Below are 24,841 nucleotides of genomic sequence, written 5' to 3'. Positions count from 1 at the left end.
GCCCCCGCACGCGTTCCGATTTGAAATGCACATCCAGAACCATGGCTATCGGGGAAAACCCTTGGTCGGTGCACATGACGCGCCATCGCATGTGTCAGCGCCTTACTAATTATTCACTGGGACACGCGGCTCTTCCGAATTATTGGAGCGCGATGCGATACTTTTTCCATATCCTGGACGGGCCGAAAGTTTTTCCCGATGAGGTCGGAAGCCGCCTTTCAAATCCGAAGCTTGCGATCACGCAGGCGCGCGCCCTTGCTACGGAATTGAGCAAGGCCGGCGCGCTTTGCAGGGCCCATCTGGTGTTCGTTCTCGACGAGAACGGCAACCGGATATTCAGATGCCGGGCCAACTGACGGCTTCGCATATGGCTGCCGTCGCATAGGCGGATCGGGACATCGCCGAAGAAGTTGCCGATTATCAGGGTAAAGCCCGATACCCGCTCAGGTGCTTTCCCCTATATCTCCCGTCGCGCTTCAAATTTTCCGGGCTATCCTGCACCACGTCGTCATTTACGGGGTTCGGTCGTGCGGGCCAGAATCTTCAGATTTGCAAGGATCCTGATGGCGTTTTTCGGCATCGCGCTGATGACGATCTTCGCTGTCCGCATCTACGATTCGCAGCGAGGCCTGCCACTCGAGACATGGCATACCTACGTTCCGCATGAGCTCCATGCGAGCAAGCTGGATACTGCCGACTGGGCGCAATACATGGCGGCTGAGGCGGAGCTTTTCGACGAAGTCCAGCGCGAGGTATCGCAGAAGCTCGATGCGACAGAACGTGTGCCACCCAATCGGTACTTCGAAGGCAGCCCGGTCTATCCCCCGCATTTCGTGCAGGATTTCAACCGCTCCTTTGTGCTGGAACCGAAGGGGAAGCCGATCGGAGCGGTCGTGCTCCTTCATGGCCTGACGGATTCCCCCTACAGCCAGCGCCATATTGCGCGCTTCTACCGCGATCAAGGCTTCCTGGCGATCGTACCAAGGCTGCCGGCGCATGGCACGGTTCCGGCCGCGCTGACCGATATCGCGTGGGAAGACTGGATGGCCGCCACGCGGCTCGCAGTGCGGGAAGTGAAGAAGCGTGTGGATTCGTCTGTGCCGCTGCATCTGGTGGGATTTTCCAATGGCGGTGCACTGGCCATCATGTATGCGCTGGATGCCATCGACGACGAAAAGCTGTCGCGACCCGACCGCCTGATACTGATCTCGCCGATGGTCGGCATCACCAGTTTTGCACGCTTTGCCGGCCTCGCGGGATTTCCGGCAATTCTGCCCGCCTTCGCCAAGGCCGCGTGGCTCGACATCGTTCCCGAGTTCAATCCCTTCAAATACAATTCATTCCCGGTGAACGGCGCGTGTCAATCGCATCTTCTGACCAGGGCTCTGCAAAGGAGACTCGCGCGCTATGCGGGTGAAGGCAGACTGGACCGGTTTCCACCTATCCTGACATTCCAGTCGCTGATGGATTTCACTGTCAGCACGCGGGCCATCGTCTCCGACCTCTATGCCCATCTGCCGGCCAATGGGAGCGAACTCGTTCTGTTCGACGTCAACCGCACCGCCAGATTCGGCCCCTTGCTCCGCACCAGCACCGATACCGCGCTGGCACGCATCGTACCCGCCGGGCCGCGACGCTACCGCCTCGCCGTCATTACCAATTCCGGCGACAATAATGACGACGTGATCGAGCGTGTGACCGAGGCCGGCACTGTCGCCGAGCATTCCCGCCCGCTCGGCCTGAACTATCCACGGGGCTTCTATTCGCTGTCACACGTGGCGCTGCCATTTCCGGTCAGCGATTCTCTCTATGGGGCGGAGCCGGACAAGTCCGAGGATTTTGGCGAGAACCTCGGTACCCTGGCGCCGCGCGGCGAACGCAATGTACTGATCGCCAGCCTCGACTCGCTGATGCGGGCATCATCAAACCCGTTCTTCCCCTATATGGTCGGCCGGATCGGTGAGAGCATTCTCACCCCCGCAAAGACCGCTCAACCCGCCCGGTAAAGCGATGACCGATGATAAATGCCGACTATCGAAGAACGAGATTGGATATGCCCAGTGCCAAATTCAGTCCAATCTGACCCTCGACAGAGAGCGGCTGCAGCGTGATCGTACGGCGTGATCCGCCGACCAGGACATTGGCGCCAAGACCCAGGCCGATGGCAACATTTCCGCTTGCCCCGACATAGCTGCCTCTCAATGTGCCGCGGCCGATATTACTGTTGCGCGCAAAGACACCCCAGAACAGTGTCCCTCCTCGGGTTACGCCAACATCGAGGCCAACCCGCCTGATCGTGCCCCTGTAACTATATTGCCGCGCAGCCACGGTCGACAGGAAGACACATTGCATCTCCTGGCGTGAGCCAAGAACCAGCCCGACTCTCGGGCCGGTGCTGCATGTCAGTCCGCCGACGCGGAAAAGCTGTTGCGCGTGAGCCGGTGTGGATAGCATCTGCGGGATCAGGAAGGCGCATGCCACGGTCAATATGCGAATGCTGAACATCTGCTTCCCTCTCGAAACCGCGACAAAATAACCAGGCTTCTGCCGGACGAGGCTAGCCGTCAGCACGCAATAGTTAATCGGGAAAAACCCTGAAGAGGTCATGATGAGTACCCAGATTGCCGGGGAACATTGATCTGGACTCAGGTACGCGCAGCAACGCCTGTCCCCGCGGAAAATTCCAGGCCATGCGCAGAGGCCGGAGCGCCACAACTACGGCTGCTTTGCCTCGCTTTTGGCCGAATCCGGAAACTTTAAAATTCGGTAAGAAAGTGGCGGCGCCGATGGACAAACGCCATCTTCAGCTCAGGCGACCGCTCCTGAAACTTCCCAGATATCGCGGGCCCGGATGGCCGGCCGCAAGAGCGCAGTCGTCGTTGTCTCTGAAGAGAATGGTCGGGTGATGTTTGGATCAATCAAGGCGTTCATCTCGCGTGCGATGGAAGACGCCAATCAACGGAAAAACGTCGAGCAGAGAGAGCTTCTCATCGTGACCGCGGCATTGCTCATCCGCGTCGCCACCGTCGATAGCGAGCTATCGGATATCAGGCGCGTCAGATTGCATGCCATTTTCAGATCGCATTATGGGCTGGATGACGCGGCTACGGTTCAGCTTCTCGTTGATGCAGATGCAGTCGCTCGTAGCGCGGTCGATCTTTATCGCTTTACCCGGCAACTCAATGAGTTCCTCGACGACGATGGACGTCGACGGATCGTTCAACTGATGTGGGAGACCGTCTACGCGGATCAGCGGGTCAACGAATTTGAAGAGAATCTGATCTGGCGTGCGGCAGACCTTCTGGGTGTATCGTCCCGGCAGCGTGTCGAACTTCGACAGCACGTCGTCGCTGGCATAAAGAATTTGGCCGCGATGTCAGCCTGACGCGATCAGGTGCATCCTAGAGATGCCGATCTTCGGCATACTCACTGGGCCAACAGCGCCACTCCGAGAGCCAGCGTTAGTGCGAGCAGTGAAATTCCCGCCACATGCCATTGGCGAAGCGTGCCCTCCGCTTGCTCGATGGTCCTGCCCCAGGCCGGAGCGATCTTCACGCAGCTGTCCAGAACGACGACTATGTCTCCCTCGGGAATATGGGGCAGCCGTCGCACCCAGCGCCACAGCACTACCGCCAATATGGCGCCCAGCAAAACTGGAAACAGGGCCTTCCACAGCAGTTCGGGCGCCAGAGGATTGGGCAACATTCCTTCGGGGACCGCGAGAAATAGCGCCCATGGTACGATGAGCGACGCTGCAGCGGTCGACAGCCATGGCCAGAACAGGCTCGGCGCAGCGGTCGCCTCGTAATCCGTTGATGCCGTCGTCACCAGGCCTCGCACGAACTGCAGCATCAGCAGCGTCGTGCCGACGGCAGACAGCGTTGCAACCGTATTGGCGGCCCCATCCCCGAGCGGTCCGTCGACCACGATTTTTGCCAGGGCACCGCCGGTCAGCGGGAGACCGCCGAGACCGACTGCGATGATCGCCACAGGAAGAAGGATTGGCAATAGATATCGGCGACCGGTCGCGGCGATCACACCGACGGAGAGAAACAGCGCACCTTTGACCAGAACGTGGTTCGCAGAATAGAAGATCGCCGCCAGTGCAGCGCGACCATCTCCGGCGATCATGCCCATACCGATGACGGCCACGATGAATCCCATCTGGCTGACGCTGGAATAGGCCAGCACAACCTTGGGCCTGCGTTGCGTCATTCCAATGACCACCCCGTAGAGCGCCGCGAACAAGCCGGCGGCTGCGAGTAACGTTCCTGCATATGGCAGTGCTGTATCGAGGGGGAGAAAGCGGATCATTCCGAGGATGCTTGCCTTGACGGCTGCACCACTCAGCACTGCGGCCGCCGGCGCTGGCGCTGCCGCATAGGCCCGTGGCACCCAGACGTGAAATGGAACAAGGCCTGCCTTCATGCCAAAGCCTGCGATCAACAGGCCGATGATCAGGTCGCGGTGCGGCGACGTCGGCAGTGCGGCAGCGGCATCGCCGATCAACAGCCCATCGCCGGGAATGTCCATCGCGAGCAGCACGAAGGCGATGAGCAGCAGTGTCTCCGCCAGCAATCCAAGGCCGATATAGAGTGCCCCGGCCCGCCACGCATCGGCCGTTTCGTGCTGGATGATGAGGCCGCAGGCGCCAAGCGTCAGCATGGCCAGAAACAAATAGAAGCCCACCATGTCGGCAGCGATAAAGACGCCGATGCAGCCCGTCAGTGCGGTGAGCCAGCACACGGCAAAACGCCCGCGATTCGGCCTGCCCTGCAGATATGGTGATGCGTAGGCCCCGGCCATGATCCATAGCAGCGCGGCAACGCCGAGTAGCAGTGCCCCGGGGAGATCAAGGGCGAAAGTCAAATGCAGGCGGGCCGGGCCGACGACAAGCGGGGAATCGTCGGAGACAAGGAGCACGGCCACAAATGCAGGAATCGGAGCAAACGCCAGATATGAAGGCATTCGCAGTAATGCCATTGGCCAGAGGCAAGCCAGCAGCATCCCGAGCGGAAAGAGCAACGCGAAAGCCAGCAAGGGATAAGCCTCTATCATCGCAGCCAAGCCATCGGTGCCTCCGGACGACCAACTTGCAATACATCGATCGGACCGAGCGCCACGAGCCCCAGCAATACTGAGAGCAACGCCAGCCCCAGCGCCGCCACTTCCTGATACTTCGGCACCGCGGCGCGCAGTATCAGCGGCGCGCTTGGTGGGCCCATCGCCCGCGACAGCACGATGAAGACATAGGCGCTCGTGAGCAGCCCTCCTGCGACGATCACGATTGCCCACCACCATTGTTCCGTGGCGATCGTCGCTTCCAGCAACAGCCACTTTGCCAGAAAGCCACCCGTTGGCGGCAACCCGATCAGGCATAGGCCACCAAGACCGAAGGCGAACATCGTCATGGGAAGCGCACGTGCGATCCCGCCAAGCTCCGAGATCTGGTCATGTCCAAGGGCGGCATAGACAAGTCCGGCAGCCATGAACATGGCTGCCTTGGCCGTCGCGTGCGAGATGGCCTGGAGCATGCCTCCCGTCAGGACATCGCCATACTGGAGATGCAACGGGTCGGCAGCGAGCGGAAACATCAGAAACAGATAGCCGATCTGCGCGACCGTCGAATAGGCGATCAGCAGCTTGAGCCGCTTCTGTCGGAGCGCGACAATGTTGCCGCAGATAATTGCTGACGCCCCCAGCACCCCGATGAATTGACTGGCGGCCACACTCAAGAGTCCCGGCATGGCGTCGAACCAGAGCCGCACAACGAGAAAGAACGATCCCTTCACCACGACGGCTGACAGAACCGCGCTTGCCGCCGCCGGTGCGCCGGCATGCGCCGGCGGAAGCCAGAGATGCAGCGGAAAGAGCGCAGTCTTGGCGAACAGCCCCACCGTCATCAGCGTCGCGGCAGCGAGCGTCGCCGGCTCGATCTGCACGCGCTGCGACATCAGGACGATGTCGAGGGTCCCATAGCTGCCATACAGCAAGGCCGTTCCGACCAGGTAGAGGATCGAGCCCAGCAGCGCGAAGAGCAGATACCGCAATGCCGCCTGCAAGGTCTCCGCGCGGCCATCGAGACAGACCAGCGGCACCGCAGCGAAGGTCAGCAGCTCGAGCGCAACGTAGAGGGTGAACAGATCGCCGCCGAAAAAGATCATGTTCATCGCGCCCGAGATCGCCATGAGCATGACCCAGAATACCATCGGCGCGCGGGTTTCAACGGACGCTACGCGACTGTCGAAATTCGCATGCGCAAACACGCCGATGAGACAGATCACGATGGCCATGGCCACCATCATCGCGACTGAAAGTCCGTCGGCGCGCAGCGTGATGCCCAGCGGGGGCTTCCAATTACCCACAATGTAGCTCAGCGACGTTTCGCTTTGCCATATTTTCAGGAAGACGATGCATGCCACGCAGAGGCCTGCGGGCAACAGGAACGCAGCAATCCTTTCGGCGTACCGCCCGCCAAGGACAAACGACAGCAGGATGCCGACAACCGGCAATATGATGGCCCGAACAAGAAGCGCCCCGTCGGCAGTTGTCGCCTCAAGCGCCGTTGCAGCCGGCATCAGGATTTCTCCTCGCCGGTTTCAGAACTGTCAGAACTGATCGAGGCCTGGCCGGTCTCATCGCCAAGACGCTGCACCAGCGCGATGGCCATGGCCGTCGCCGCGAACGCGACGACAATCGCGGTGATCACCATCGCCTGGGGGACCGGGTCACCGCCGAGCCCAGCCGCTGCCGCCCGCCTGGCGATAATGCCGAACAGGAGAAACACACCACTCCCAAGCAAATTGAATGCAAGGATCTTGCGTAGCGGCTCGGGATTCGTGATGAGCCCGTACAGTCCGATGCCCACCAGCGCTGCGCCACACAAGCCGAACAGCGTTGCCGCGTTCATTGCTGCTGCGCCCGTACCGGCGGTCCTGCGGCCAGCATGCCAAGCGCCACAGCGATCGACAGCGTGAGAGCGGCTTCCACGGCGACAATCAGCGGTTTGGCGTAGCCTGCCGGGTAAGCCAGAAAAGCGTCGGCAAATACCCATCCAGCAAGGCCAATGGCAAGGAACAGCACCGGTCCGGTGACGAGCAGAACACGTAGCCAGAGCCGACCGATCGCAGGAGCTTTTTGCAATCCCGCGACAATGACAAGGAGCCACATCGCAGCCAGCACCGTGCCACCCTGAAAGGCGCCACCAGGATCCTTCGCGCCGACCCAGCACATATAGATTCCGAACACGATTCCCACCGGCGGCAAAAGCTGAGCCAGAAAGATCAGCGTGGGATCGGGCCGTGCGTAAACCTGCAAACCTGGCGTTCCACCCCAGGCATGATCTGGCGCCAGCGACCAGACCCCGAGCAAAGCGAGTAGCAGGACCACCTTTTCGAGCAGCGTGTCGAGTGCCCGGAACACGAACAGCACGCCGGCAACGGGGTTGCCGAGACCACTCGGCGGCAGGTTTTCCATCACCATCGGCGCGAGCGTCGGAACGGGCGCCGGCGGATAGAAGATGGCAACGGCAAGACCCGCCGCGACCAGCGCACACAATGCACCTGCGGCAAGGCGCAGCGGATAACCAACCCTTACACTGTCGACATTCACGGACCGGGAACGCGCGACGGCGCCGAGCAGCAACAGGCCGGTCATGCCGCCGCCGATCGCGGCCTCTGTCAGCGCCACATCAACGGCGTGGAGCCGGACCCATGCCATGGACAAGAGCAGCCCATAGACAACGAACATGACAACTGCAGCAAACGCCGTGCGCACAAGGATAGCTGAAGCACCGATCGTCAGGATCAGCGCAACGAGAGCGACATCGAAGACGGAGGCAATGCTCATCCGTCTGCTCCGTGGTGGCGTACCGCACCGGCGATCAGTTGGGTGACGACCGCCCCGGACAGCTGGACGAGCAGCCAGACGAACACCAATTTGACCGCGAACAGCACACTGCTCGTCTGCGGCAGCAAGCCCAGAACGATCAGGCCAAGACCGAGATTGTCAACCTTGGTCAGGGCGTGCAGACGCGTCAGCGTATCCGGGAAACGCAACAGACCCACCGTGCCCGCAAGGAAGAACAGCGCTCCTGCGGAGACCGCGCAAATGGTCAGGATATCCATGACGAGGCTCATGCGCCCCTCACTCCCCTCTGACTTCGGATGACGCGCCGGACGCGTCTCTGACGAATGCGACGGCCGCAAACGCCGCGAACAGCGCGAGCATCACAGCAACATCCATGACAGACGGCGTCTCGGTTGCGACCGCGAGCAGAAGGAGGATGGCGACTCCTCCCGTGCCCAGCAATTGGACGGCCATCAGGCGGTCCACATCGGCCGATCGCCGAAGAATGGCGAACAGGCCCAGCGCCACCGTCAGCAGCACAAAGACCGAAGCACCCAACAGCAGGCTAGGCATCGGATCTTGCGCCTCCGAGCGCCCCCATGCACAGGGTTTCCTCCATCGACAATTGTTCGACGACGGGCTGCGTCACATCGAGACAATGAATGGCCAGACTGCCGTCATTCGACGTTCCGCACGGAAGCGTACCCGGCATCAGGCTCATGATCGCGCAAAACGTATTTCGCTTCCTGCCCGGCGGCTGCTGCGCCCGGTAGGTGACGAAGCCCGGCTGCAGCGGCAGTCGTGGGTGAAGCGCCCGCAGCGCAACGTCCGCTCCCGCGACAATCGACTGACGGAGGAAGTGCAAGACGAACCCGGCAAACCTGATCGGGCGGAAGCCCCACTGTTCGGCAGGCAGCAGCTTGAGGCTTGCCCAGGTCGCTGCGGCAACCGCAATCAGACCGGGCCCCACATCGCCGGGATCGCCGCGCGTCAGTATTAGCCAGAAGCAGAAAAAGCCGATAGCGCGGATCACAGCACTGCCGATGGCATCCGACCACCTCGCCGGACTCGCCTCGCCAATATTGCCGGCCTTGATCAAATTCATTGAAGCCACCCTAACGACTGCTGTCCGTGCTCCGTTTTGATTTCTGCTTGCTCTTCGTATTGTAAACGGGCTGCTGGGGCTCCTCGACGACGATCGGATGCTGCGGAATCTTCAGACGATCGATGCGCACGTCGTCCCGCAAGGCATCCCGGTCCATCCGGTCGCCTCGCTCGACGGAATCGCGTGGCTCCGCGCTGGCGGCGAATGCCGTACAGATGAAGAGAATAGCGGTACCTGCCGCCACAATCGAATTCCGCATGATCCCCTCTTGTGTCCTGATCGCTAAAACGCGAAGTCGAGCCGTGGGCCGATCAGCCAGTCTCTATAGTGACGCAGCGCCACGTTTGAGTTTCGCGCCTCGTAGATGACGTTCGTGGTGAGCGATACGTTGCTGGCGATGTTGTATTTCAGGCCGAGAGACGCCGAATAGATCTGGTCCTGCCGGTCGCGGTTCAAGCCGTCTGTAAACCAGAACGCTTCGATGAAAGGCGTGCTGACGATCGACCATTTCGAATTCAGCTCGACCTCGATGCCAAGCAGCGCATCGGCACGCCAGCGCCTGGCCTCAGCGAGATCGGAGAAACGATAAGTGAGCTGGAGGAGCGGCGAGAGCGTGACATTGTCGAAGCTGAAATCACGCGCGATAGCGCCGGTGACGTCGTGGGAGGTGAAGGCGAGATCGCGAAACACGCCGTCGTAGTCATATCTGTTTTCGTAGGTGGCGCTTATTCTCCAGCCATACAGATTCTTCGTCAGCCGCGCGCCCAGACGCGCAATGGCGGCATTGCCGTCGTGTTCTCTGGAAAATGCCTCAAACTGAGCACGTGCAAAAATACGGTAGGACAGGTCCGGCGCAAGTTTGCCGTCCAGCCGCAAGCTCACATCGGGCTCATAGTAAAAATCCCCCCGCCGGTCGTCGCGCGAAAACAGGGCATTGGCCGTGTAGGTGGGCGATAGGGATCCAACAACGCTCCATGTCGGGCTCATCGACGTGTATTCGACCTTTCTGAGCTCGGTCAGATCTATGTCGGCAGCCGATGCCTCGCTGGCATAAAGGAAGCTTGTTGCTGCCAGGACAATTCTGGATCCACGCATTGCACACTCCCCAGACAATTACTCTCCGTCGGTCGATGGTGCTGGCTTCGATGGTAACAGTCCCATGATCTCACTCCCCCGAGCGAAGAATGACCGATAGCGCTAGTAGTCCACGGCATCGCGGATGATCGGACAGGTCATACAGTGACCGCCACCGCGGCCGCGACCGAGTTCGGCGCCCACGATCGTAATCACCTCGATGCCTTCCTTGCGCAGCAGCGTATTGGTGTAGGTGTTGCGGTCATAGGCGTAGACGACACCTGGCGATGCGCAAACGAGATTGGCGCCGCTATCCCATTGGGTCCGTTCCCGCTGGTAGTCACTGCCACCGGCTTCGACCACGCGGAGCTTCTTGAGGCCCAATGCTTCCTCGACAACGCCGACAAACGACTTCTTCTCGGCATGCAACTCGACACCGCTCGGATGATCGCTCGGACGATAGGAATAGGTACGTGTCTGGTTCATGAAGTCAGGCGCGAGCAGCACGCAGTCGCGGTCGGCGAATGTGAAAACAGTATCGAGATGCATGGCCGCGCGGATCTTGGGCATAGCCGCGACGATGACACGCTCCGCGGCCTTCTTTTTAAAGAGGGTCGCCGCAAGCTGGCTGATGGCCTGACGGGAGGTGCGTTCGCTCATGCCAATCAGCACGACGCCCTTGCCGATGGGCATCACATCGCCCCCCTCCAGCGTCGCTAGTCCATGATCCTCTGTCGGGTCGCCCCACCAGACATTGACGTTGCCGGCAAAATCGGGATGAAATTTGTAGATCGCTGTGGTGAGGATCGTTTCCTCATGTCGCGCCGGCCAGTACAGCGCGTTGAGAGTGACACCGCCATAGATCCAGCAGGTCGTGTCGCGCGTATAGAGCGTGTTCGGCAGCGGCGGGAGAAGGTATTCAGTCGCCCCCGCGGCCTCCTTCACCATCCTGAGTGCCGCGCCCCCATGTGCTTCGGGAAAGTCATGGGTCGACAGGCCACCGATCAGCGTTTCCGCGAGCTTTCGGTTTTCCAGCCCGGACAGGTAGCTTTTGAGCTCGTCGATGAAGCCAAGGCCAACCTGGTTCGGCACGACCTGATTGTCGAGGATCCAGGCCTTGCCCTCCGGGACTGCCAGCGTCTCGGCGAGCAGGTTATGCATCTCAACGACATCGACGCCGCGGTCCCGCATTTTGGTGACGAAATCGAAGTGGTCGCGCTTCGCATTATCGACCCAGAGCACATCGTCAAACAGCAACTGATCGCAATTGGACGGGGTCAAGCGTGTATGGGCAAGGCCGGGGGCACAGACGAGGACCTTGCGCAGCTGGCCAACTTCGGAGTGCACACCAAACGGGACTTTTTTTGCGCTGGCCATCATGAACTCCCATCGATTTCCTAGATGCTGATATAGCCGGTGGCGAGACCGTGGATGCCGACTACGCATCCGACGACAGCGACGCCGAACAGGACCCATTCTGCCGGAGTGAAAAGCTGCTTGTTGAGCTCCCTCCGTGTGATGAAATACAGGATTGTGCCTGGCGCGTAGATGATGAAACCAAGCAGCAGAAATTTCATACCGCCGGCGAACAACAGGAAGATCGTGTAGGCTGTCGCCAGGACTGCAATGATCGTGTCCTTGCGAAGATCGCTCGGATCGGTCTCGTAAGTCTCCTTGCGGTAGACCAGCATCAGCGCGAACGCCGCCGAGAGGAAATAGGGAATCAGCGACAGGTGGCTGCACAGCGAAAGAGCGAAGGTGAAGGCATCGTCGGAGAACAACGTCGCGATGAGCACAGCCTGGACCAGCAACGTGCTCATCAGGAGCGCCATTGACGGGACCTGATTTGCGTTTTCACGTGCCAGGAAGGCCGGCATGTCCTGCCTCTTCGCGGCAACCGACAGTACTTCGGCAGCCATCAGGGTCCAGGCAAGATAGGCCCCGAGCACCGAGATAATCACGCCGATGCCGATGAAGATGGCACCCCAATGACCAACGGCCGCTTCGAGCACGCCGCCAACCGAGGGCTGACGCAATTGCGCCAGTTCTTCGCGGGGGAGGATGCCGTATGCAAGAATGGACACCGACGCGAACAAGGCCAACACGGCCAGAAATCCCGTCACAGTCGCAATACCGACGTCCTCGCGCCGTTGCGCGAAGCGGGAGTAGTTGCTGGCGCCTTCGATGCCGAGAAACACGAAGACCGTTACCAGCATCGTCGCCTTGATCTGCGCGAAGAGATTTCCGTAGTCCCCGCTTGCGCCGCCCCAGAGGTTTCCGACGAACACATCCGGTTTGAAGAAGAAGATCGACAGGACGACGAACAACAGCAGCGGAATGAGTTTGGCAATCGTCACGATCTTGTTGATCGCTGCCGCTTCCTTGACGCCGCGTAGCACAAGGAAATGGAACGCCCAGACACCTACCGACGATAGTGCGATGGCAGTGACCGTATTGCCCTGACCGAGCGCGGGGAACAACGCGCCGAGCGTCGACTTGATCAGAATCCAATAGGATACGTTGCCGACGCAGGCACTGGCCCAGTAGCCAAAGGCGGAGAAGAAGCCGACATAGGGCCCGAACCCCTCCCGCGCATAGGCATAGACGCCCGCATCGAGATCCGGCTTGCGGTTGGCCAATGTCTGAAACACAAATCCCAGCATCAGCATGCCGGCACCAGCGACGGCCCACGCTATCAGCGCACCATAGATGCCGGTGGCCTGAGCAAAGTTACGCGGTATCGAAAACACACCGGCGCCGACCATCCCGCCAACCACCATGGCCGTGAGCGTCCAAAGCGGCAATTTCTGGTCGCCTGCATTGCTCATGGCCAAAGCACTCCCATGTGCAGAAGCGGTCGGCCTGCAGCAAATGGGACATGCAGGCGACCACCTGCGACCGGGGTCTGCAAGATGCGGCGACGGGATTGAGGAAAGTTTGGCCACGAAGAGCGTGCGCACCGATTGTGTTGCGCAGCCTCACAAGGCGGGCGCAGGAGCCACGCCGGTGCGCGCAAGGCGCGGGCAGATGTAAACAACATCAGGTCCTGCACCGGCGTCCCCTTCCAACATCAACTACTGGAAAGAAGAGCACATTCGGGACGCACCACGATATCGGGTGATGCCCTAGGTTGAAGACCGGGAGTTACCCTAAGTGCCGAAGCGTCCGGCGTGAAACAGATACGATCTGACTATGCTTGCGCCGATCGGAGCGGCCCCGGCGCCCTCTCTTTTCCCCCGAACCATGCCACATACAATGTGGGCAGAAAGATCAGAGTGAGAACCGTCGCAACCAACAGCCCACCCATGATCGCAAAGGCCATCGGGCCCCAGAACACCGTCGGAGCGATCGGTATCATGCCGAGCACGGTCGACACGGCCGTCAGCATGATCGGGCGAAAACGAGAGCTCGAGGCATCCAGCGCGGCGTCCCACACGCTCTTCCCCTCATCACGTTCAGCATCGATCTGACCGATCAGGATCACCGCATTTTTCGTGATCATGCCGAGCAGTGCGAGAATGCCCAGGATCGCAACGAAACCGAGCGGCCGGCCTGACAGCAGAAGGGCGGCGACCACGCCGATGAGCCCAAGGGGCGCGACGCTCAGGACGAGAAACAGCCGCTGAAAGCTCTGGAGCTGGATCATGAGGACCGTAAACATGATCAGTAGCATCACCGGCACAACGGCGATGACCGACGCTTGCGATTTCTGACTTTCTTCGACCGTGCCCCCAACCACGATCCTGTAGGATGCTGGAATGGTCTTCGACAACGCGGCAACGGCCGGCGTCAGCGAGTTGACGACGGATTCCGGAATTGCACCGGCAGTGATATCCGTCTGCACCGTCAGGGTCGGGACACGGTCGCGCCGCCAGATCAGGGGATATTCCTGCTCGTATTCGAAAGTTGCAAACTGGCTGAGCGAAACCGTCTGCCCGCCTGGCAGCGGAACTTGCAAATTGCGCAAGTTGGGCAACGAGACGCGCTGCTCATCGACCGCGCGCGCAACGATATCGATCAAATAGATATCATCGCGAACCTGGGTGACCGTGGTGCCTGAGATGACCGTATTCAGCACGCCTGCCAGGGCTTGAGAACTCAGCCCCAGCAACCGCGCCTTGTCCTGATTGACCCGAATACGCACCTGCCTTGCAGGCTCGATCCAGTCAAAATTGACACCATTCGCCTGGGGATTGGCGGCGATGACCTGAGCAAGCTTGAACGCAATTTCGCGCACCATGCCTGCGTCAGGACCACTGACGCGATATTGGACGGGCCAGCCGACCGGCGGCCCAAGCTCAAGAGGCGAGACCCGTGTAATCGCATTGGGGAAATCATTCGCCAGAAGCGTCTCCAGCTTTGCGCGGATGCGTTCACGCGCCGCGACATCCTTTGCGACGACCACTGACTGGGTAAAGAAATCATTTGGCAGCTGAACATTGAGCGGAAGATAGAACCGGATAGCACCGCGGCCCACATAGGTGCTCCAGCGCGCAACATCCGGATCACCCTGCAGGGCAGCATCGAATTTCTGTGCCGCTGTCTGGCTGGCATAAATGGATGCGTTTTGCGGCAGGCTGATATCGACGAGCAATTCCGGACGATCGGACGACGGGAAGAATTGCCGGGGGATGAACGGGAGAAGAAGAAACGAGCCGACGAAAAGCACCAGCGAGAGCGCGATGGTCAGCCATTTCGCCCGCATGGCGAATATCAGAAAGCCGCGATACCACCTGAAAACTCTGCCGGGGGCATCCGTCTTGCGCTCCTTCGGCGGCTTGAGGATGACAACGCCCATCAGCGGAGCGAAGATCACGGCAACGAACCAGGAGACGATCAGCGCAATACTGACAACGGCAAAGAGGGAGAACGTGTATTCTCCCGCAGAACTCGCGGCAAAGCCGACAGGCACGAAGCCCGCGATGGTCACCAGTGTTCCCGCCAGCATGGCGAACGCGTAGGTGCGAAAGGCAAAGCTGGCAGCCTGAACCTTGTCGTCGCCTTCAGCCAGCCGGTTCAGGGTGGCATCCGTGGTGGTCATCGCATCATCGACGAGGAGCGCGAGGGCGATGATGAGCGCGCCGAGCGATATGCGCTGCATATCGATTCCGGCAAGCTTCATGATCGGGAACACGATGGCGAGTGTCAGCGGTATGGACAGCGCAATGATCAGGCCCGGGCGCACGCCGAGGCTGATAAAACTCACCACGAGAATGATGGCAATTGCCTGCAGCAGCGACATCATGAATTCGGAGATGGCGCTCTCGACCGTGACAGCCTGATCGGCAATGAGCTTCGGTTCGATGCCAATCGGAAGATTCGCCGTGATCGCAGCCATCGCCCGCTTGAGACTCTTGCCGAGCGCGAGAATGTCTCCGCCGTCACGCATCGAGATGGCCAGGCCAATGGCTGGTTCGCCATTGACGCGAAACAAGGGCTGCGGCGGATCGGAATAGCCGCGCGTAATCCGGGCGATGTCACTCAGGCGGATCATGCGCCCGCCAGCAACGAAGTTGATGTCAGCAACATCCTGCTCGGACTGAAATGCACCCGACACCCGAAGCGATAGCGTCTCGTCGCCCGTTTGAATCGTGCCGGCTGGCCTTATGATATTTTGCGTCTGGAGAGCGGACAGCAGTGCGGTGCGGTCGATGCCAAGGCTTGCCAGTTCCTTCATCGAAAATTCAACAAAGATCCGCTCGTCCTGAGCTCCCAGCAACTCGATCTTCGATACGTCGGGGACAAGAAGAAGCTTCGAGCGGACGTCTTCCACATAGTCGCGAAGCGCGCGGTGCGTGAAACCGTCGCTCGTGAAGCCATAGATGATTCCGAACGTATCGCCGAAATCATCGTTAAACCCGGGTCCGACCACCCCTGCCGGCAGCGTATGGCGGATGTCACCAATGTTCTTGCGGACCTGATACCAGGTGTCGGAGACTTGTTTGGCGTTCGCGTTTCCCTGCAGGTTGACGAAGATTGTGGTGACGCCTGCCCGCGTGAAACTGCGCAGGAAGTCCAGATGCGGTGTTTCCTGCAGCTTGCGCTCGAGCCGCTCGGTGACCTGTTTGACGGTCTCCTCAACCGTTGCTCCGGGCCATGCCGCCTGAACGATCATCGTCTTGATGATGAATGACGGGTCCTCGCTGCGACCGAGGCGGAAGTAGGATAGGACACCGAAGATAACGGCAACAATCATGACATAAACCACCAGGGAACGGTGCTTAAGTGCCCATTCCGAGAGGTTGAAGCCGGTCATTGCTCTGACCCAAGAAGACGTATTTTCTGGCCGGGGTGCAGCGCCTGCACACCCGCGGTCACGATGACCTCCCCCGTGTCGAGTCCCTGAGACACCACGACCTGCGCTTGCTCGAAGCGCAAGACGTCCACGTTTCGGATCGAAACCGTGCGACTCGCGGGATCGACAATCCAGACTGCGGGCTGTTGATTGGCCCTCGTCAATGCCGATGCCGGGATCTCGATCATGGGGACGGCATCCATTTCCATGCGCCCCACGACGGTCGCGCCAAGCCGCATGGCCGCCGGCGGATCCGTCAGGCCAACCTTGATTTCAAAGGTGCGCGTGACGGGATCGGCCTGGGCGCCGACCTCACGGACACGACCGTGAGCCGTCACCGCGGGATCGTCGGTCAGGCTGACGGCTATTTGCGGATCGCTCGGTGCCGATCGAAAAAATTGAGCCGGTACGTCAAAGACTGCGTCGCGGCCATCTTGCCGCGCCAGCCTGAGAATCATTTGCCCAGCCTGAACAACTTCTCCGGCGCCAGGTCCGACAGCGGTTATGACGCCCGGTGCATCTACCTTCAGCTCGGTAAAGCTCACCAGATCATGTGCCGTCTTGAGCTGGGCCTCGGCGGCATCGACCTGCGATTGAGCGGTTTGTTGCGCCTGCGTTGCCTGGTCGTAATTGACGCGGGTGGTCCAGCCCTGTGCAAGCAACGTCTGCTGACGATCGAAATGGTTGCGTGCCTGGGTCAGCTGCCCCTGCGCGGCCGCGACTGCCGCCTGGGCCTGGCGCAACGTGTTCAACTCATTCTGGGATTCAAGCCGCGCGATGACCTGACCGGGCTGCACCCGATCTCCGGTCTTCCCGTTGTTTTCGATCAGCCGACCCGAGATACGAAATGCCAGCGCCACCTCGTCTTCCGCTTCGATACGGCCGGTGAATGAAAGCGGCGCGCCCGCAATGCTCTTCGCAACAGTGACTGTACGCACGGGCCGCACGACAGGAGCGGCTTCATCAGACTCTCTGCCGCACGCCGTCAGCAGAAACGCCGGCACAATTGTTAGAATAATTATAATCGTCCGATATCGTGTAACTCGACATAGGTAGGCATGACGCGCATACGCAGGCATAAAGAAACCCTCGCTGAGCAAAATTGCACACCAGATTCGCGACCATCTTGCAAAAGCAGGTAACTGGCTTCTGCCTGCGTGATCGCTTGCCCGCCAATTCTTCTATGACTCAAACTATTCTGGGGGGGCGGATATCTACCCGGTATCGGGGAAACTACTGATCGTACCAACGATTCTCTGACGCGCTGCTGGACGCTCTCAAACCGTAGCGGGATTCATGCGCCCTGTTGAAGACGACAAGGTTCCTTGTGCAAAGCAAACGCGGCAATTAACTGAAATTACTTCTATTGTTACTTCGTATATTTTGAGACTGAGTACAGTCAGTCGCACATCGGACGATCTGGCGACATCTTACTTGACGCCGATTCAATCAAGGGTATTTAGTAAGGATAACTTCGCGCAAGAGAACGATGGCATTTAACCTTAGTGGTTACTCGCCACTCGATCCAAGAAGCATCGGACTACATGATGGCCCACAAGGCTCACGTAGACGACTCGTGTCGAATTCACGTTCGGGAAAAGATCGTGGTTCACGACACTTTCAGCGGCACTGCTAGTGCACGAACAAAATTGAAACTTGGCAAATCAGGCCCTGGTAAGCAGCTCTTAGCGCTTCAGGAGGATATGCAGCAGCGGATTGCATCAGACCTTCACGATTCGACTTGCCAGCATCTGCTGGCCGCGAGTTTGAATATGATGCGAATGAGGTGCGCCGTTGCTGGCATCGGCAGCGCCATAAAAATTTGTGATGAGATCGACGTGTCGATCTGTGAGGCCCTTAGGGAAATCAGGGCTTTCACCTACCTCCTGCATCCCCAGAACTTGCTCGACGGCGGATTGAAGTCGGCGATCGAGGAGTTTGTGGTGGGGCTTTCATCGCGGACATCGCTGGAAACGCGTCTCAAGATCGATGCTGCGGTCGATGCATTGCCTAACGAAACGCAGCGCTCATTGCTGAGAGTTATCCAGGAAGCCCTCGCGAACGTCTTCAGGCACGCGAAAGCGACGCAGGTGACTATCTCGATCAAGGCCACAGACATCAACGTCACGCTTCGGATCAGCGATAACGGCTGCGGAATGCCGATTTCTCAGGCGAGAGATCGCCATAAGGCAGTGCCGCTTGGTGTTGGAATTCCGGCCATGAGAACGAGACTGGATCAGATGGGAGGCACATTTGAGATCCACTCGTCATCCACAGCGGCATGTAGCGGGACAACGGTGTACGCGACTATTCCACAAGCCATCTCGCGCAAAGGAAACAAACCAGCGGGTATCCACCAGGGCGGCCGAGGATCGACGAAGATCCGACCGTCGCATGGCTAAAGGTCAGCTAACGGATTCAACAATCTGACGCTCAGCGAGGGCAACGAACTCCAGGGGCTAGATCTTCTCGATGAAAGTATTTTGCCGCCTGTAAGGAAATGACATCGGAGTACTGAGGACCATGAAGCAGATTATGATAGCCGATGATCATGACGCGGTGCGGGCTGGAATTCGTGCAATTCTGGAACGACGTCCCGGATGGGAGGTCGTTGGCGAGGCTCGCGATGGTAAAGAAGCCGTTGCTTGCGCCATCGAGAAGCAGCCGGATGTCGCTATCGTTGATTACTCGATGCCATTCATGACCGGCCTCGAAGTTGCGAGGCGGATGAAGGAATACAAACTTCCAACAGAGGTGCTTATCTTCACGATGCACGACTCGATCGCGCTCGAGCTACAGGCATCTCAAGTTGGCGTTCGCGCATTCCTGCGAAAATCCGATGCCAACAAAATGCTCCTGGCGGCCGTTGAATCACTGATGCATCACAGATCGTTTCATGCCGGCGAGACTTGCGGCACAATGGTCGGATCATCCGACGGAAATATTGGCACAAGCCGATCGCTTTCGCCGCGCGAGAAGACAATCGTTAAACTGGTTGCCGAGGGTTACAGCAACAAGCGTGTAAGCGAGACTTTGAATTTGAGTATCAAGACGACCGAGACCCACCGAGCTGCGGCGATGCGCAAGCTCAACGTAAAATCGACTGCGGGTCTGGTTCGGTACGCCGTACGAAACAATCTAGTAGAAGCGTGATTGCGCAAACATGGTCGACGGCCTTCACGGATTTGGCAGCCGTGACGCATATCATTTCGAGGCGGTTGTTCTAGCGAGCTGCTTTCGTCAATTGGATATGGCCAGTGGTTCCAACGAATGGGAACGGCACTGTGAAGCAGATCTTGATTGCAGACGATCATGAAGTCGTGCGATCCGGATTGCGCGCGATCGTCGAAAGTCGTGCGGACTGGGCGGTGAGCGGAGAAGCGAGCGATGGCAGGGCTGCGGTCGCCATGATCAGGGAGTTGAAGCCCGATATAGCAATTGTCGACTATTCCATGCCCGTCCTGAATGGTCTGGAGGTGAGCCGTCAGATCAAGTTGCATTACCCCCGGACGGAGGTGCTCATCCTGACAATGCATGAAAGCAATGAAGTCCTCACCGAATCCCTCCTGGCAGGGGTACGAGGCTTCTTGTTAAAGTCAGATGCGCGACATCATCTCATTGCAGCGATCGACGCATTACTCAATCACCGGCCTTACTTCACCGGTGTGGTCGTGGAAAAATTGCTTCACGACTACCTGGCCAGCAAGAAGGACAAATCGAAAGTCCTGCTGTCGTTACGCGAGCAAAACGTTGTTCAGCTGATCGCCGAAGGACACACCAACAAGTCCGTCGGCACGGTACTGAATCTCAGCGTGAAAACTGTCGAAGCCCACCGCGCATCCGCCATGCGCAAGCTTGGAGTTTCCTCCACTGCCGAACTGGTCCGGTATGCAATTCGCATGAAACTGATTGGACCCTAGCTGCCATAGGAAATGTGGGGGACCATGCCTGAGCCGAGAGTGGATCAAGCCATCCTAGCCAAGGACGTTCGAAGTCAGGATCTTCCGACGGCAGGAGCGAATGCCGGCCGGCGGCTGACCCTCGGGGGAGCACTCGTTATTCTGGGTGTTGCCAGCGGCATCTTCCTCGCATGGCGCGCGTCGTCCAGCCTTCTCATCATATTTGCGGCGATCCTGCTTGCATCGCTTCTCGATGCCTGCGCTCGATCGCTTGGTCGATACATTCCGATCGGGCGCGCGTGGCGGCTAACCATCGTAATCGTCATCCTGACTGCAGTGATCGTGCTCGGGACAATATGGGGGATTGGAAAAATCCCCGAGCAGGCCCGGATCCTGATGCGCGTCATGGACGCACAACTGGATGTCCTGCAACAACGTCTTCTGGCTTTTGGCGTGGATCTGTTCGGCCCGGACGGAGGGCGCGACTTCTCCCGCTGGTTTCCCGATCACGACAAGCTCTTTGGCCACGCTCAATCGGCCGTCGGGACCGCCTCAAGCTTTCTTGCCAATACGCTCGTCATCATATTTCTCGGCCTTCTCTTTTCGCTCGATCCGCAGGCCTATCGCGACGGTGTCGTATTGCTGGTCAAGCCCTCCTCGCGTGAGCGCATGCGCTCTGTTCTGGATGAAATGGGCGCCGTGCTGCGCTCATGGCTCATGGGGCAATTGATCCGGATCGTCCTGATGACCGCCTGCGTGTGGCTGGCGCTCTATTTGCTCGGGCTTCCAAGCGCCTTTCTGCTTGGCCTGCAGGCCGGTCTGTCGAACTTCGTGCCTTATCTCGGGCCGATATTGGCCAGTATCCCCGTGGGATTGGTGGCAATGCCGCTTGGTCCCTCGATGGTGATCTGGGCCATCGGGATCTACACCGTTATTCAATCCATCGAGGGCTATGTGATCGGCCCGCTTATTCAGCGGCGCGCGGTGGAGTTGCCGCCCGCATGGACGCTGGTCGCCATCGTCCTGCTCGGCTCTCTGTTCGGCGTCCTGGGAATTGCGCTTGCGATGCCGCTATTCGCGATCGGGCGCGTCGCCGTTCTTCGACTCTATGTGGAGGACTGCCTGGGAGATAACCTGAACGACGGTCCTGACCTTAGGTAAAGGCGGGAAACTCCGACTAGATGGAAATATTGCCCATCGCAAGATTGTAGAGGCCAGCGGCCGCTGCCACGAGGATCGCTCCGAACAGGATTCCTTCGGCAGATGCAAAGACCGTCGCTTTCTGTTCCCGCCGCGCGATCACAAACAGGATCGTGACCGGCGCATAGAGAAGTGCCGAAAGCAGCAGGAAGGTGGGACCGCCTGCGTAAATCATCACAGCCGCGTAAATCGTGGCGAGCGCACCGCGCACCCAGTCGATGGCGCGGCTGCGCGGCTCCGCCTGATATGTTTCACCGGTCCATGCGAGTTTAAGTGCATATGCAGCGACAAACAGATAGGGAATGAGCGTCATTGAACTCGTCATCTTCAATGCCAGCGTGAAGGCATATTCAGCAAAATAGGTGACGAGCAGGAAAAGCTGGATCAGGCAGTTGGTAAGCCACAGCGCCCCTGCGGGTACCTTGTTGACGTTCTCGCGCGTGAGGAAGCGCGGCATCGTGCCATTGACAGCCGCGGAATGCAGAACCTCGGCGGCGAGCAATGACCAGGACAGATAGTTTCCAAGCACGGAGATCAGCAGGCCGATGCTGATGAATACCTTGCCCCAAGGCCCAACGATCGCTTCCAATACGCCCGCCATCGAGGGCGTCGCGAGCGCGCTCAGCTTTGGGCGGAGCAGAATTCCATAGGACAGCATGGTGACCAGGACAAGCAAAGCGAGCACACCGAGAAAACCCAGAACCGTCGCGATCCCGACATCGTTGCGGTCCTTTGCGTAACGCGAGTAGACGCTTGCTCCTTCGATCCCCACGAACACGAATACGGTGACGAGCATCGTGTTGCGAACCTGGCTCGACACACTGGCAAAGCTCGGCTCCTCACCGCCCCAGAAATTATCCGCGAAGACATCGGCCTTGAACGCAAAAGCGGCAACGACGATGAAAAGGAGTATCGGAATCATCTTCGCGAATGTCGCAATCGTATTGAGCGCAGCAGCTTCCTTGATGCCCCGGAGGATAAGGATGTGAACGCTCCAGAGCAGCAACGAAGCGGCCACGATCGCAACGCGTGTGGTGCCGTCGCCAAACACCGGAAAGAACTGTCCCAGTGTCGCTTTGATCAGCACAAGACACGCAACATCGGCAAGGCAGCATCCGATCCAGTAACCGGCCGCAGATGCAAAGCCGGCATAGTCGCCGAAGCCAGCTTCAGCATAGGCGAAAATGCCCGTATCGAGATCGGGCCGACGCCGGGACAGCGTCTGAAAGACAAAAGCGAGCATCAGCATTCCGGTGCCGGCGATGCACCAGGCAATCAGGGCGCCGAGACCGCCCGTGGCGCGACCGAATGCCGATGGCAATGCAAAGATCCCGGAGCCGACCATCGAGCCGACCACGAGCGCAATCAACGCACCGCGCGAGAGCTTCTGATCGGATGAATTGGATGATGTTCCCATTTTTCTATTGAACCTGACGCTCGAAGACGATCGGTCGAATGAAGAAGGACCGGTATTGGCGCAGCAATAGGAGGGCACCGTTTCCGGGTCCCTCCGAGATCGTTCCGGCTATCCGTTCGCACCTTCTGCAATCGGCGACACGGTGTCGTCCTCATCGAGCAGAACAGCCGCCCTGGAAAGCCGGTCAAAGAGTTTTCTGCGAGCTGCAACGGGTGGCCAGGCGTAAAGAAAGATTTCCGAAGGCTTCCAGATCGCAACCCAGCCGAGAATAAGAAAGCTCTCAGACAGAACCCTTGAAAACGGTCCCTCCGTCATTCGCTGAGCGAAGACCCAGCCGAGCAAGAGGCAGATAAAAAGAATTACCATTCCGACGACGAGCGACAGTCGGCCGGTCTTGAATAACTCGCTCAGTTCACGTGAGACGGCCTGACTTCGAAGGCCAAAGTAGTATCTGACCGCGGCTGCGATATCGGATAGATGCGTTTTCCGCAGTTCGTCAGGCGGCAGATAGATGACGATTTCAATTGGGACACGGTCGGAAAACTCCAGCGCGCGATCAACGTATAATCTTCAGCCTGTAGCGCGAGATCAGTCTCGCGGAACGGAGACGGATCGAGCGTATCGAAGAGCTGCGATACCTTGCGAAGCTTCATTTCTATTCGCCCGACTTGTGCCACTTCGGTCGAACGGTTTCTCATAAGCCTTTCTCGATCGTCTTCGAGCAACGAAGCGTGCCGGCGCGGCGGTCGCAGGGAATGTCCGACGAGCCGAGAAATCCCAGCAGATCATTGACGCTACCACCAATACAATCAGGTGTTTCCCCTAGGGCGAGATGCAGGATCCAGATTAGGGAACGCCGATCGCACCACATTCGTTGCGTCCGGCGACGCCTCACCCAGGCTGGAAACGAATGGCACCTGCGAGCTCATCGGGAAATCCCCTAAGTCCACTAAGGTGATCATCCGATATCGCATCGGCCTCACGGAAGCCTAGGCTAGCCTTTTGAAGGAGGACGTGACGTTTGGAATTCGCGACAACAGGCGCGATTACGACTGGATCGTCGATGAGTGAACTGGATCTGCCACAGGGTCGACATGCTGAAGACCGTCACTTCAGAACGAGAAGCATTGTCCTCAGGCAGCTCCCCTTTCTTGCCATTCTCGCGCTCGCAATCGCGGGCGTGGCCTATACGAATTTTTCAGGCAAACCGCTCATTGGCTATTGGGAGTTCCTTGCCCTCGCAATTGGCGTTGTATGCGTTGTAACTGAATGGACCGAGCTCGACGACAGGCAGGCTCGGGTTCGACTGGTATGGACGCAAGCGCTTCACTGGATCGCGGTTCTTGTTACGATGAACATCATGCTGCTGGCGGGCGTTCAACAGCTTCTGCCCGCGCCTGCGACGAGTCTCGTGCTTCTGATGTTGCTGGCACTCGGCACCTTTCTCGCCGGGCTGAACCTTATGTCCCTGCAAATGGGATTTCTCGGCCTGTCGATGGCTCTGGCAGTTCCCGCGATCTCCTGGATCAAGCAATCGGCGCTCTTTCTGATTTTGGTTGTGGTCTTCGTGATCGGCCTTGCCATGGCTTTCTGGTCGCTCCGGACGGATGCGCGTCGATCTGCGCGAACGGCGTCTTCACGGCCCGCCTCGCCGGGCGATCCGGTTGCCAATCACAAAGACACATCGGACGAAGATACATCGGACATCGAAGCAGCTCGCCGGCGCCTTGGGCTAAGCGACGATTAGCGGGTCTGACAAACCAGGAAGCTGCGTTAGGCCGCATGGAGATGTGCAGCTTTCTCGTTTAAGAGTTTTCGTTCGGAGCGATCCTCAACAGGAGATATCATGAAGCGCTTTATTGCTGCGGCAGGTTCAGGGTTGATTTTCTTGTGCGCTGCGTTCTCCGCGACTGCAGACCCTCGCGACGCCGTCGAGCGTGGTCAAAGGCTGGATTCTGAAGCAATTCGGGACGATGTCCGCACCAACCGCCTGAAGACACCAG

General features: G+C 58.9%; 23 protein-coding genes. 8 read left to right on the top strand and 15 right to left on the bottom strand.

Annotated features, from left to right (window positions below):
* Positions 1 to 74 precede the first annotated feature (74 nt).
* Together HP556_RS16140 and HP556_RS16135 are read left to right on the top strand one after the other, a co-directional pair.
* The gene (locus HP556_RS16140) at positions 75 to 356 is read left to right on the top strand and encodes a DUF6894 family protein (protein WP_175367735.1); all 282 of its coding nucleotides are present in this window, start codon (positions 75 to 77) and stop codon (positions 354 to 356) included.
* A gap of 207 nt (positions 357 to 563) precedes the next feature.
* Entirely contained in the window at positions 564 to 2,006 is a 1,443-nt protein-coding gene (locus HP556_RS16135; RefSeq protein ID WP_175367734.1) for an alpha/beta hydrolase, read from the top strand.
* 25 nt (positions 2,007 to 2,031) lie between these two features.
* Here HP556_RS16135 and HP556_RS16130 read toward each other — a convergent pair whose 3' ends face one another.
* On the bottom strand, positions 2,032 to 2,607 hold the full coding sequence (locus HP556_RS16130) for a DUF992 domain-containing protein (RefSeq protein WP_338117579.1): 576 nt from the start codon (positions 2,605 to 2,607) through the stop codon (positions 2,032 to 2,034).
* A 244-nt stretch (positions 2,608 to 2,851) separates the two neighbouring features.
* Between HP556_RS16130 and HP556_RS16125 the strand changes: the two genes are divergently transcribed.
* Complete coding sequence (locus HP556_RS16125) at positions 2,852 to 3,385, top strand: tellurite resistance TerB family protein (protein ID WP_246297768.1); 534 nt, start codon at positions 2,852 to 2,854, stop codon at positions 3,383 to 3,385.
* Between the two features lie 41 nt (positions 3,386 to 3,426).
* Here the strand turns inward: HP556_RS16125 and HP556_RS16120 are convergent, their stop codons facing one another.
* The 13 genes from HP556_RS16120 to HP556_RS16060 all read right to left on the bottom strand — a co-directional run bounded on the left by HP556_RS16120 (position 3,427) and on the right by HP556_RS16060 (position 17,401).
* Positions 3,427 to 4,923 (bottom strand): proton-conducting transporter transmembrane domain-containing protein, encoded by a 1,497-nt coding sequence (locus tag HP556_RS16120; protein WP_175367733.1) that lies wholly within the window; start codon positions 4,921 to 4,923, stop codon positions 3,427 to 3,429.
* Between the two features lie 131 nt (positions 4,924 to 5,054).
* On the bottom strand, positions 5,055 to 6,578 hold the full coding sequence (locus HP556_RS16115) for a complex I subunit 5 family protein (protein ID WP_246297765.1): 1,524 nt from the start codon (positions 6,576 to 6,578) through the stop codon (positions 5,055 to 5,057).
* The gene (locus HP556_RS16110) at positions 6,578 to 6,910 is read right to left on the bottom strand and encodes an NADH-quinone oxidoreductase subunit K (protein WP_175367732.1); all 333 of its coding nucleotides are present in this window, start codon (positions 6,908 to 6,910) and stop codon (positions 6,578 to 6,580) included. The genes HP556_RS16115 and HP556_RS16110 overlap by 1 nt, the downstream gene beginning before the upstream one ends.
* Positions 6,907 to 7,848 carry an MnhB domain-containing protein gene (locus HP556_RS16105; RefSeq protein WP_175367731.1) on the bottom strand — a complete coding sequence of 314 codons (942 nt, stop codon included), beginning with the start codon at positions 7,846 to 7,848 and terminating at the stop codon, positions 6,907 to 6,909. Before HP556_RS16105 ends, HP556_RS16110 begins: the two co-directional genes overlap by 4 nt.
* Positions 7,845 to 8,138 carry a cation:proton antiporter gene (locus HP556_RS16100; protein ID WP_175367730.1) on the bottom strand — a complete coding sequence of 98 codons (294 nt, stop codon included), beginning with the start codon at positions 8,136 to 8,138 and terminating at the stop codon, positions 7,845 to 7,847. Before HP556_RS16100 ends, HP556_RS16105 begins: the two co-directional genes overlap by 4 nt.
* 7 nt (positions 8,139 to 8,145) lie before the next feature.
* Positions 8,146 to 8,421 (bottom strand): MrpF/PhaF family protein, encoded by a 276-nt coding sequence (locus tag HP556_RS16095; protein ID WP_175367729.1) that lies wholly within the window; start codon positions 8,419 to 8,421, stop codon positions 8,146 to 8,148.
* Entirely contained in the window at positions 8,414 to 8,953 is a 540-nt protein-coding gene (locus HP556_RS16090) for a Na+/H+ antiporter subunit E (RefSeq protein WP_175367728.1), read from the bottom strand. The genes HP556_RS16095 and HP556_RS16090 overlap by 8 nt, the downstream gene beginning before the upstream one ends.
* A 10-nt stretch (positions 8,954 to 8,963) precedes the next feature.
* Complete coding sequence (locus HP556_RS16085) at positions 8,964 to 9,212, bottom strand: hypothetical protein (RefSeq protein ID WP_089263537.1); 249 nt, start codon at positions 9,210 to 9,212, stop codon at positions 8,964 to 8,966.
* Positions 9,213 to 9,235: 23 nt separating this feature from the next.
* Positions 9,236 to 9,940: an outer membrane beta-barrel protein gene (locus tag HP556_RS16080; protein ID WP_246297763.1), complete on the bottom strand. Its 705-nt coding sequence runs from the start codon at positions 9,938 to 9,940 to the stop codon at positions 9,236 to 9,238.
* A 210-nt stretch (positions 9,941 to 10,150) separates the two neighbouring features.
* Positions 10,151 to 11,404: an arginine deiminase gene (arcA, locus tag HP556_RS16075; RefSeq protein WP_068730411.1), complete on the bottom strand. Its 1,254-nt coding sequence runs from the start codon at positions 11,402 to 11,404 to the stop codon at positions 10,151 to 10,153.
* Between the two features lie 20 nt (positions 11,405 to 11,424).
* A complete protein-coding gene (locus HP556_RS16070; protein ID WP_068729654.1) occupies positions 11,425 to 12,855 on the bottom strand; it encodes a basic amino acid/polyamine antiporter in 1,431 nt (476 codons plus the stop codon).
* Between the two features lie 362 nt (positions 12,856 to 13,217).
* On the bottom strand, positions 13,218 to 16,283 hold the full coding sequence (locus HP556_RS16065; protein ID WP_175367727.1) for an efflux RND transporter permease subunit: 3,066 nt from the start codon (positions 16,281 to 16,283) through the stop codon (positions 13,218 to 13,220).
* Positions 16,280 to 17,401, bottom strand: coding sequence for an efflux RND transporter periplasmic adaptor subunit (locus HP556_RS16060; protein WP_175367726.1), 1,122 nt, complete (start codon positions 17,399 to 17,401; stop codon positions 16,280 to 16,282). The genes HP556_RS16065 and HP556_RS16060 overlap by 4 nt, the downstream gene beginning before the upstream one ends.
* 525 nt (positions 17,402 to 17,926) lie before the next feature.
* Between HP556_RS16060 and HP556_RS16055 the strand changes: the two genes are divergently transcribed.
* The 4 genes from HP556_RS16055 (at position 17,927) to HP556_RS16040 (ending at position 21,382) form a co-directional block, all read left to right on the top strand.
* Positions 17,927 to 18,724, top strand: a complete 798-nt coding sequence (locus HP556_RS16055; protein WP_338117578.1) for a sensor histidine kinase — start codon at positions 17,927 to 17,929, stop codon at positions 18,722 to 18,724.
* Between the two features lie 121 nt (positions 18,725 to 18,845).
* The gene (locus HP556_RS16050) at positions 18,846 to 19,475 is read left to right on the top strand and encodes a response regulator transcription factor (RefSeq protein WP_175367724.1); all 630 of its coding nucleotides are present in this window, start codon (positions 18,846 to 18,848) and stop codon (positions 19,473 to 19,475) included.
* A 131-nt stretch (positions 19,476 to 19,606) separates the two neighbouring features.
* Positions 19,607 to 20,242: a response regulator gene (locus tag HP556_RS16045; protein WP_175367723.1), complete on the top strand. Its 636-nt coding sequence runs from the start codon at positions 19,607 to 19,609 to the stop codon at positions 20,240 to 20,242.
* 39 nt (positions 20,243 to 20,281) lie between these two features.
* Entirely contained in the window at positions 20,282 to 21,382 is a 1,101-nt protein-coding gene (locus HP556_RS16040; RefSeq protein ID WP_338117577.1) for an AI-2E family transporter, read from the top strand.
* A gap of 16 nt (positions 21,383 to 21,398) precedes the next feature.
* On the opposite strand, the gene HP556_RS16035 is transcribed toward HP556_RS16040, so the two are convergent.
* Complete coding sequence (locus tag HP556_RS16035) at positions 21,399 to 22,838, bottom strand: basic amino acid/polyamine antiporter (RefSeq protein ID WP_175367721.1); 1,440 nt, start codon at positions 22,836 to 22,838, stop codon at positions 21,399 to 21,401.
* 1,063 nt (positions 22,839 to 23,901) lie between these two features.
* On the opposite strand from HP556_RS16035, the gene HP556_RS16030 reads away from it, so the two are divergent.
* Complete coding sequence (locus HP556_RS16030) at positions 23,902 to 24,585, top strand: hypothetical protein (protein ID WP_246297760.1); 684 nt, start codon at positions 23,902 to 23,904, stop codon at positions 24,583 to 24,585.
* Positions 24,586 to 24,841 lie beyond the last annotated feature (256 nt).

The organism is Tardiphaga robiniae (assembly GCF_013359755.1).
GTDB lineage: Bacteria > Pseudomonadota > Alphaproteobacteria > Rhizobiales > Xanthobacteraceae > Tardiphaga > Tardiphaga robiniae.
The sequence above is the reverse complement of the archived record's forward strand: the minus strand, read 5'-3'. Positions and strand labels throughout refer to the sequence as shown.

Bases quoted from the DNA above. Each gene is read 5' to 3' on its own strand.
- HP556_RS16140 (WP_175367735.1), top strand. From the start codon at position 75: ATGACGCGCCATCGCATGTGTCAGCGCCTTACTAATTATTCACTGGGA.
- HP556_RS16135 (WP_175367734.1), top strand. From the start codon at position 564: ATGGCGTTTTTCGGCATCGCGCTGATGACGATCTTCGCTGTCCGCATC.
- HP556_RS16130 (WP_338117579.1), bottom strand. From the start codon at position 2,607: ATGACCTCTTCAGGGTTTTTCCCGATTAACTATTGCGTGCTGACGGCT.
- HP556_RS16125 (WP_246297768.1), top strand. From the start codon at position 2,852: ATGGCCGGCCGCAAGAGCGCAGTCGTCGTTGTCTCTGAAGAGAATGGT.
- HP556_RS16115 (WP_246297765.1), bottom strand. From the start codon at position 6,578: ATGCCGGCTGCAACGGCGCTTGAGGCGACAACTGCCGACGGGGCGCTT.
- HP556_RS16110 (WP_175367732.1), bottom strand. From the start codon at position 6,910: ATGAACGCGGCAACGCTGTTCGGCTTGTGTGGCGCAGCGCTGGTGGGC.
- HP556_RS16105 (WP_175367731.1), bottom strand. From the start codon at position 7,848: ATGAGCATTGCCTCCGTCTTCGATGTCGCTCTCGTTGCGCTGATCCTG.
- HP556_RS16100 (WP_175367730.1), bottom strand. From the start codon at position 8,138: ATGAGCCTCGTCATGGATATCCTGACCATTTGCGCGGTCTCCGCAGGA.
- HP556_RS16095 (WP_175367729.1), bottom strand. From the start codon at position 8,421: ATGCCTAGCCTGCTGTTGGGTGCTTCGGTCTTTGTGCTGCTGACGGTG.
- HP556_RS16090 (WP_175367728.1), bottom strand. From the start codon at position 8,953: ATGAATTTGATCAAGGCCGGCAATATTGGCGAGGCGAGTCCGGCGAGG.
- HP556_RS16085 (WP_089263537.1), bottom strand. From the start codon at position 9,212: ATGCGGAATTCGATTGTGGCGGCAGGTACCGCTATTCTCTTCATCTGT.
- HP556_RS16080 (WP_246297763.1), bottom strand. From the start codon at position 9,940: ATGAGCCCGACATGGAGCGTTGTTGGATCCCTATCGCCCACCTACACG.
- arcA (WP_068730411.1), bottom strand. From the start codon at position 11,404: ATGGCCAGCGCAAAAAAAGTCCCGTTTGGTGTGCACTCCGAAGTTGGC.
- HP556_RS16070 (WP_068729654.1), bottom strand. From the start codon at position 12,855: ATGAGCAATGCAGGCGACCAGAAATTGCCGCTTTGGACGCTCACGGCC.
- HP556_RS16065 (WP_175367727.1), bottom strand. From the start codon at position 16,283: ATGACCGGCTTCAACCTCTCGGAATGGGCACTTAAGCACCGTTCCCTG.
- HP556_RS16060 (WP_175367726.1), bottom strand. From the start codon at position 17,401: ATGCCTGCGTATGCGCGTCATGCCTACCTATGTCGAGTTACACGATAT.
- HP556_RS16050 (WP_175367724.1), top strand. From the start codon at position 18,846: ATGAAGCAGATTATGATAGCCGATGATCATGACGCGGTGCGGGCTGGA.
- HP556_RS16035 (WP_175367721.1), bottom strand. From the start codon at position 22,838: ATGGGAACATCATCCAATTCATCCGATCAGAAGCTCTCGCGCGGTGCG.
- HP556_RS16030 (WP_246297760.1), top strand. From the start codon at position 23,902: ATGAGTGAACTGGATCTGCCACAGGGTCGACATGCTGAAGACCGTCAC.